Below are 6,490 nucleotides of genomic sequence, written 5' to 3' on the forward strand. Positions count from 1 at the left end.
TTATTCAGAAAGAAATAGAACCTTGGATACATCACAGAATCAGACAGCTTATTCTCAAAAGATGGAAACTACCAAAAACAAAAATAACGAAGTTATTAAAATATGGATTAAATTTAGATAGTGCCAAAAGAATCGGTTATTCCAGAAAGAAATACTGGAGATTATCTAAATCACCAGAGGTTCACTGGGCCCTTACAAACGAAAGACTCCACCACTGGGGCTTAGTATCCCTAAGCGAAATGGTAGAGTCTGCTTACGCAAGATATTGAACCGCCGTATACGGATCCGTACGTACGGTGGTGTGAGAGGTCGGAGCCGTGAGGCTCCTCCTACTCGATTAGCCAATAAATACTATAATGATAACTGATGTTATAATAAATACTATGATGACAACTGATGTCACATGACGGTTATATATGCTAGAATATATAACAACTAAATAGCTATTAAATCAGTGTTTTTGATAAAGGAGGTCAATCGATTGCGACGGCGGTTAATGGATCAAAGAGTCTTGCTCACTTCTTTTAAGTACTCAGTCCCTGTCATGGCGGGGTATCTTTTTTTAGGAATGTCACTTGGTGTGTTTTTAGATAGTTATGGTTATAACTGGATATGGTCTCTTGCCATGTCGGTATTTATTTACGCGGGTTCGATGCAATTTGTAGCCGTCTATCTATTGGCTAACCAAGCTCCATTGCTTGAAGTTGCTCTAATAGCAATTGTTATAAATGCTAGACAATTAGTTTATGGTATATCAATGTTGAGTTATTTTCATCATTTTGGATGGCAAAAACCGTATCAGATGCTCTCTTTAACTGACGAAACGTTTTCATTATTATGCCATATTAAAATTGAGAATTTAGAGTTGCGCAAAAAAGTGTTTTTAGGAGTTAGCTTGCTCAATCAGATGTATTGGGTGCTTGGCTGTGTGTTAGGCAGTTTGTTTGGCAATCTTATTCCTGCAAAGGGAATAGAATTCATGATGACTGCTCTATTTATCGTGATATTCATTGATAGATGGGAGAAAGAATCAGATCATACGTCTTCAATTACGGGAATCGTTATCTCGTTGCTTGCTTTAGTCATACTGGGAAAAGAAAATTTCATTATGCCAACTATTGTTATGTTGATCATTTTTTTACTTCTGATGAAACCTAAGTTAGAAAGTTCCAGTCGGTCATCGGGGGATTGAGACAATTATTTAATCGGAGGTAACCATAATGTCAGTGAAACAGTCTATTTTAATCATTGGTGTCATATCATTAGTTACTATTTTTATGCGAATTATGCCTTTCGTTCTTTTTCGCTCCCCAGAGCAAACTCCCGGGTGGGTAAAATATCTTGGTCGAGTGTTGCCTTCAGCTATTATAGGCTTGTTGGTTGTCTACTGTTTTAAAGATGTTTCATTTACCACGAATTATTATGGTATTCCAGAAATTATTGCTAGTATATTGGTCATTATTAGTTATAAAAAGTTTCACAAAATATTTGTCAGTTTGGGTTTGGGGACTGTTACTTATATGCTATGGATCAATCTATTTTAATGACATTTTAAGAGCACTGGTTGGTAGTAGGATAGGGCTAATGTATATAGACAGTGATAATGGTTCAGTCGGTCTTAAGACCGACTTTTTTATTTAAGTGATATGGTATAGTGAAATATAGAAGTATTGTTTTGCACGAGTTCGCAAAATTGTGCGGGCGTTGGCTACACAACTTTAGATTTGACGAGAAGAAAGAGGGAAAGTAATGACAAGACCAAAGAAGAAAAAGCGGAAACTATGGATTGGCTTAGTAATAGCTCTCACAGCGCTAGCGATTGTTGCAATTATTGTTGTAAAATTTATGAACGTTGACTCAAAAACAATGGAATCTCAAGAGATTGTCGGTGAACAGACAGAGTATTATATTGTGCCATCTGTAGAACAAGTTTATATCAATGGTGTTATCACTCCGAATCAATCTGAAGAATTTATGGCTGACAATGAAAAGGGCGAGGTTCAAAACTTGACGGTTCAAAACGGCGATTCGGTCGCTAAAGGTGATGTTTTATTTGAGTACTTCAGTCAAGCGACGCAAGATCAGGTCGATGAGTTAGTCAATCAAATCAATCAACAAGAAACAGCTCGGGCTAATCAGGCTTATAAAAATCAAATAGAAATCAATAAGTTTTGGCAAACACCTGAAGAAGAACGGACGATGACGGCAGCAGAGCTTGATGCCAACTATAATACCTGGGATATGGATGCTGAGATCAACGCACAATATGATGCATTAGAAAACTTAAAAGCCAAAACGGTTGAAATCGTTTATGCACCTTTTGCTGGTGTGGTGGAAATTCCTTCGACTAAAACAGCTGAAACTCCTGTATTGCGATTAGTGTCTCAAGATTTCTATCTTTCTGGAACAGTTAACGAGAAGGATTTAGAACGGCTAGCAATTGATCAAGCTGCAGATATCACAGTCAATTCAACTGGGACGGTGATCACTGGTAAGGTCGCTACGATTGGTCAAAATCCTTCTACTGGTGACGAGACTAATTCAGCCGATATGATGGGGTCAAGTGGATCAACTAGCATGTCGACCTATCCCGTACGATTAACGGTTGACACGACTGAGGGAATTAAGAATGGTTACCATGTTCAGGCGTCAATTAATTTAGAGGATCAGCAAATCAGTATTCCAAAAGAAGCTGTCCAAACAGATGGCGATCGGACCTATGTTCTTGCAAATGAATTTGGCACTATTATAGAGAAAGATATCAAGTTGGGCGAGGAACAAGGCGAAGAGGTCGTAGTAACTTCTGGTCTGTCAGCAGAAGATTATGTAGTCGTCACTAATCCTGCTGGATTAACTGCCGGCGATCAAGAAGATCCTGGAATGGGCATTATATTGAATGATGATATGGCAATCGATGGTCAAGATGTGACAGAATCGGTTGAGAAATGAGGGTGCTTATGACAACAAAACCCTTGATTCAAATGAATAATATTGGAAAAATGTTTGGAGAAGATGAGTACCAACATAGTGTATTGGAAGGTATCGACCTAACGATCAATAAAGGTGATTTTTTGATGATCTTAGGGAAGTCCGGGAGTGGTAAGACAACTCTGATGAATATTATCGGTTTTTTAGATGACTTATCGACTGGTGATTATCTTTTTTTAGGTCAAAAAGTGAGTGAACTCAAAGAAACTAAAAAAGCGGAATTGAGAAATCAATATATTGGATTTATCTTTCAACAGTTCTTTTTGATAGAGTCATTGAATATCAAACAAAACATTGAACTACCATTAGTTTATAGTGGCATTCACTCGAAAAAAGAACGCAAGAAGAAAGCTAAACACTATCTTGATCTCGTTGGCATCGGCGATAAAATGACGGCAAAGACTACGCAATTATCTGGTGGACAACAACAACGTGCTGCGATTGCTCGGGCATTAATCAATGAACCATTAATGATAATGGCGGATGAACCTACTGGAGCTCTAGATTCGGAAACGAGTTTAGCAATCATGACCTTATTAAAGGATCTGAATCAGCAAGGAATCACCATTGTTATGGTAACGCATGATGAAGATCTCTTAAGGTATGCGACTAGAGTCGTTCGAATCAGCGATGGACAATTGACTGAGGAGGGGATAGCATGATCAGAAATATTCTGTTGAGCACTCTTCTTAGCTTGAAAGTACACAAATTACGGGTATTTTTGACAATGATTGGTATTATTATAGGAATTGCTGCTGTTGTGACAGTATCTTCCTTGGGTGAGGGCATGCGGGAAGAAACACTGTCTTTGATTAATGCTGCAGATGCCAATGCTGTCAAAATAACCTATCAGTCAGAAGATTCATCCAATGAACAGATGTATAGCAGTGAGTCTAGTGATTTTACGTTTTCAAAAGCAGATATGAAGCGATTGAATCGTATACCTGGTGTGTCTAGTGTAACTGCTGATTTTGGAGATTCTTATGGGATGAATAGTAGTGTCCAAAGCACTTATTCTAATGGAGACTATTTTGGGTCATTTTTTGGGACACAGTTAGCTGCCTATCAAAAAGACGCCCCACTTGAAATCGGACGTAATCTGCTGAAAACAGATGAAGGAAATAACGTGATCGTCCTATCAGGTGATATTGTTGAAGCTTTATCTTATGAAATGGATGTGACAGCCGCTGACTTAGTTGGTAGTGCGGTTAATATAGACGGATATATGTTTAAAGTTGTCGGCGTCAAACAACCAATTGTTTATGATGAATTCGGAAATTCAGCTGAATCTGCTGACTATACGTGGAACGATATGGCAACAAGTGACGTGCCTCAGACAGCTTTTACACTGTTGACCGCCGCAAAGCCGATTAATGCGATTCAGTTAAAAGTGAGTGATGATACAGATCGTGCAAGTGTTGTTAGTTCAGCAGTAAGTCAATTAATGGAAAACTATCCGGATGTGGAAGGATATTTTGAAGAAGATACATCAAATCAACAAATGATTGATGAGTTTAATGATTATCTCTCTTCAATGATCTTGTTCCTGATGGCAATCACAGCGATATCTTTACTGGTGGGTGGTATTGGTGTAATGAATATCATGTATGTCTCAGTCTCAGAACGGAAACGAGAAATAGGAATTCGTCGGGCTATCGGTGCCAAACCTAGAGATATCTGGTTACAGTTTATGCTTGAAGCAGTAATCATTACATTTATAGGAGGATTCATTGGCCTTTCATTGGGATATGGTATTGCTCAAATTGTAAGTTCAGTTGTTGCTATTCCTGCCACATTGACGACTCAAACGATGCTGATTTCGACATCAGTGTCAGTGCTGACAGGTTTGATATTCGGAATTATCCCAGCAATCAATGCCGCCAAAATTAATCCAATAAAAGCAATATATAACTAAGGGTTATTCACTGTGCGCTAAGCTTTGAGCCATAAGGTATTTTGACTATAATTCTAAAAGACAGCTTAAAATATAATCTCAATCAAATTGTTGAATATATTTTTCAAGATAAGTATCAAGACAAGTCTTAAATGGAGATTTAAAATGGAGAAAAGAGAGAACTGAAATGCTCAGTTCTCTCTTTTTCATTGCTTTCTAGTGTTATTTCTAGAATTAATACTAGAAGTGATTAATAGAGTTTTATTAATAGAAAGTTATAATTACTAGAGACTTAGTAATAAAAGACTACTATCGTGTGAGGATCATCTCAGCTGAAAATTCGTCATAGCGATGAACGGTAATGGAATATTCAAAAGCAGCTCCGTTTGCAAGGTATCCTGTTTGTTCTGCTACAGCAACTGGATCATTAGGTAATAAGTGTAATTCACTTGCTTCAAAGTCACTTGCTTTTCTAACGGTTATTTTTCTATGGGCGCTTTGTAGTTTTAACCCAAGTTCAATTTCTATATATTCGTAGATTGATTGTTGTAAGACTTTCTCGGTCAGTCCTGGAATCAAATCGATGGGCATATAAGTTTCTTCAATCACGTTTGGTTCGTTATCTAGTAAACGCAAACGGTAGATATGGTAGACAAATGAATCTGCCTGGATATTCAATTTTTCTTGGATGGTTTCATCAGGTCTTATAACCGAAAATTCGTAAATCTTACTCGTAACTGTTTGATTTGGATTAAGGGCTGTTTTTCCTCTGAATTGATTAGCAATCGTAATGCGTTCTATTTCAGTTGGTGATAGGTCTTTTACAAATGTTCCAGAGCCACGTCGTTTGATGATGAGTCCTTCAGCAACTAGAATGTCCAAAGCATGTTTCACAGTCATCTTACTGGCATCATACAGTTGGCATAGTTCTTTCTCTGATGGTAATTTATCGCTTGATCGATATTTTCCTTCTAATATTTGATTACGGATATCACTAGAGATATGAACGTATTTTTTCATCTGTTGATGCTCCTTTGTTGTGGTTACTGTTAACCGTTATAATGAGTACTATTAATCACTAATAATCACTTTTGAGGGAGTGTCAATAATTTTGTGTAAATGGCGATTCCCTTTGACAGTTTGCTTATAAACTTTCCAAAGTATCTTCTAATATGCCTTGAACTATTTTGAAACCTTTGTGTGAACGATTTAGAAACTTTTGGTTATAGTCATCAAAAATGGAAACCATAAATCTTTCCAAAGCTTCTTCATTTGGAAACTGCTCTTTACGTTTAGTGTACCGCTTGATTTTTTTATTAAAGGATTCAATCAAATTAGTAGAATAAAGGCTTGGCCTAATCTGTTTGGGAAAACGACAAAAAGTCAATAAATACTCATTTTCTGCGATAGTCTTAACGGGTCTAGGATAGATTTTCTGCCACTTTTCAATAAACTGTTGACGGGCTATTTCAGCTTCTTCCAGTGAATCTGCACGATAAATTGTTTTGAAATCGTCGTTAATTTCTTGACGATCTGTTGCCCTAACACGTTTCGTCAAGTTACGTGCCACATGAATACAACATTGTTGATGAACCGCGCTCGGAAAGT

The 6,490-nt window shown here is 37.3% G+C and carries 7 protein-coding genes and 1 pseudogene; 6 read left to right on the top strand and 2 right to left on the bottom strand.

What is annotated here, in order from left to right:
* The 6 genes and pseudogenes from H541_RS13540 to H541_RS0110295 all read left to right on the top strand — a co-directional run.
* Positions 1 to 269, top strand: a pseudogene (locus H541_RS13540) (group II intron reverse transcriptase/maturase); the annotation flags it as partial.
* 212 nt (positions 270 to 481) lie between these two features.
* On the top strand, positions 482 to 1,192 hold the full coding sequence (locus tag H541_RS0110275; protein WP_205617818.1) for an AzlC family ABC transporter permease: 711 nt from the start codon (positions 482 to 484) through the stop codon (positions 1,190 to 1,192).
* Between the two features lie 28 nt (positions 1,193 to 1,220).
* Positions 1,221 to 1,544: a branched-chain amino acid transporter permease gene (locus H541_RS0110280; protein ID WP_022797207.1), complete on the top strand. Its 324-nt coding sequence runs from the start codon at positions 1,221 to 1,223 to the stop codon at positions 1,542 to 1,544.
* 205 nt (positions 1,545 to 1,749) lie between these two features.
* Positions 1,750 to 2,949 (top strand): efflux RND transporter periplasmic adaptor subunit, encoded by a 1,200-nt coding sequence (locus tag H541_RS0110285; protein ID WP_022797208.1) that lies wholly within the window; start codon positions 1,750 to 1,752, stop codon positions 2,947 to 2,949.
* Positions 2,950 to 2,957: 8 nt separating this feature from the next.
* On the top strand, positions 2,958 to 3,650 hold the full coding sequence (locus H541_RS0110290; protein WP_022797209.1) for an ABC transporter ATP-binding protein: 693 nt from the start codon (positions 2,958 to 2,960) through the stop codon (positions 3,648 to 3,650).
* Complete coding sequence (locus tag H541_RS0110295) at positions 3,647 to 4,903, top strand: ABC transporter permease (RefSeq protein WP_022797210.1); 1,257 nt, start codon at positions 3,647 to 3,649, stop codon at positions 4,901 to 4,903. The genes H541_RS0110290 and H541_RS0110295 overlap by 4 nt, the downstream gene beginning before the upstream one ends.
* Before the next feature lie 288 nt (positions 4,904 to 5,191).
* On the opposite strand, the gene H541_RS0110300 is transcribed toward H541_RS0110295, so the two are convergent.
* Positions 5,192 to 5,902 (bottom strand): GntR family transcriptional regulator, encoded by a 711-nt coding sequence (locus H541_RS0110300; protein WP_022797211.1) that lies wholly within the window; start codon positions 5,900 to 5,902, stop codon positions 5,192 to 5,194.
* Positions 5,903 to 6,026: 124 nt separating this feature from the next.
* Positions 6,027 to 6,490, bottom strand: a 464-nt coding sequence (locus H541_RS0110305) for an IS256 family transposase (protein WP_026501778.1), incomplete at its 5' end; no start/stop codon positions are given.

The sequence above is a fragment of the Bavariicoccus seileri WCC 4188 genome, assembly GCF_000421665.1.
Classification (GTDB): domain Bacteria; phylum Bacillota; class Bacilli; order Lactobacillales; family Aerococcaceae; genus Bavariicoccus; species Bavariicoccus seileri.

What these genes read in the sequence shown, in the direction of transcription:
- H541_RS0110280 (WP_022797207.1), top strand. Translation starts at nt 1,221, where the DNA reads ATGTCAGTGAAACAGTCTATTTTAATCATTGGTGTCATATCATTAGTT.
- H541_RS0110285 (WP_022797208.1), top strand. Translation starts at nt 1,750, where the DNA reads ATGACAAGACCAAAGAAGAAAAAGCGGAAACTATGGATTGGCTTAGTA.
- H541_RS0110290 (WP_022797209.1), top strand. Translation starts at nt 2,958, where the DNA reads ATGACAACAAAACCCTTGATTCAAATGAATAATATTGGAAAAATGTTT.
- H541_RS0110295 (WP_022797210.1), top strand. Translation starts at nt 3,647, where the DNA reads ATGATCAGAAATATTCTGTTGAGCACTCTTCTTAGCTTGAAAGTACAC.
- H541_RS0110300 (WP_022797211.1), bottom strand. Translation starts at nt 5,902, where the DNA reads ATGAAAAAATACGTTCATATCTCTAGTGATATCCGTAATCAAATATTA.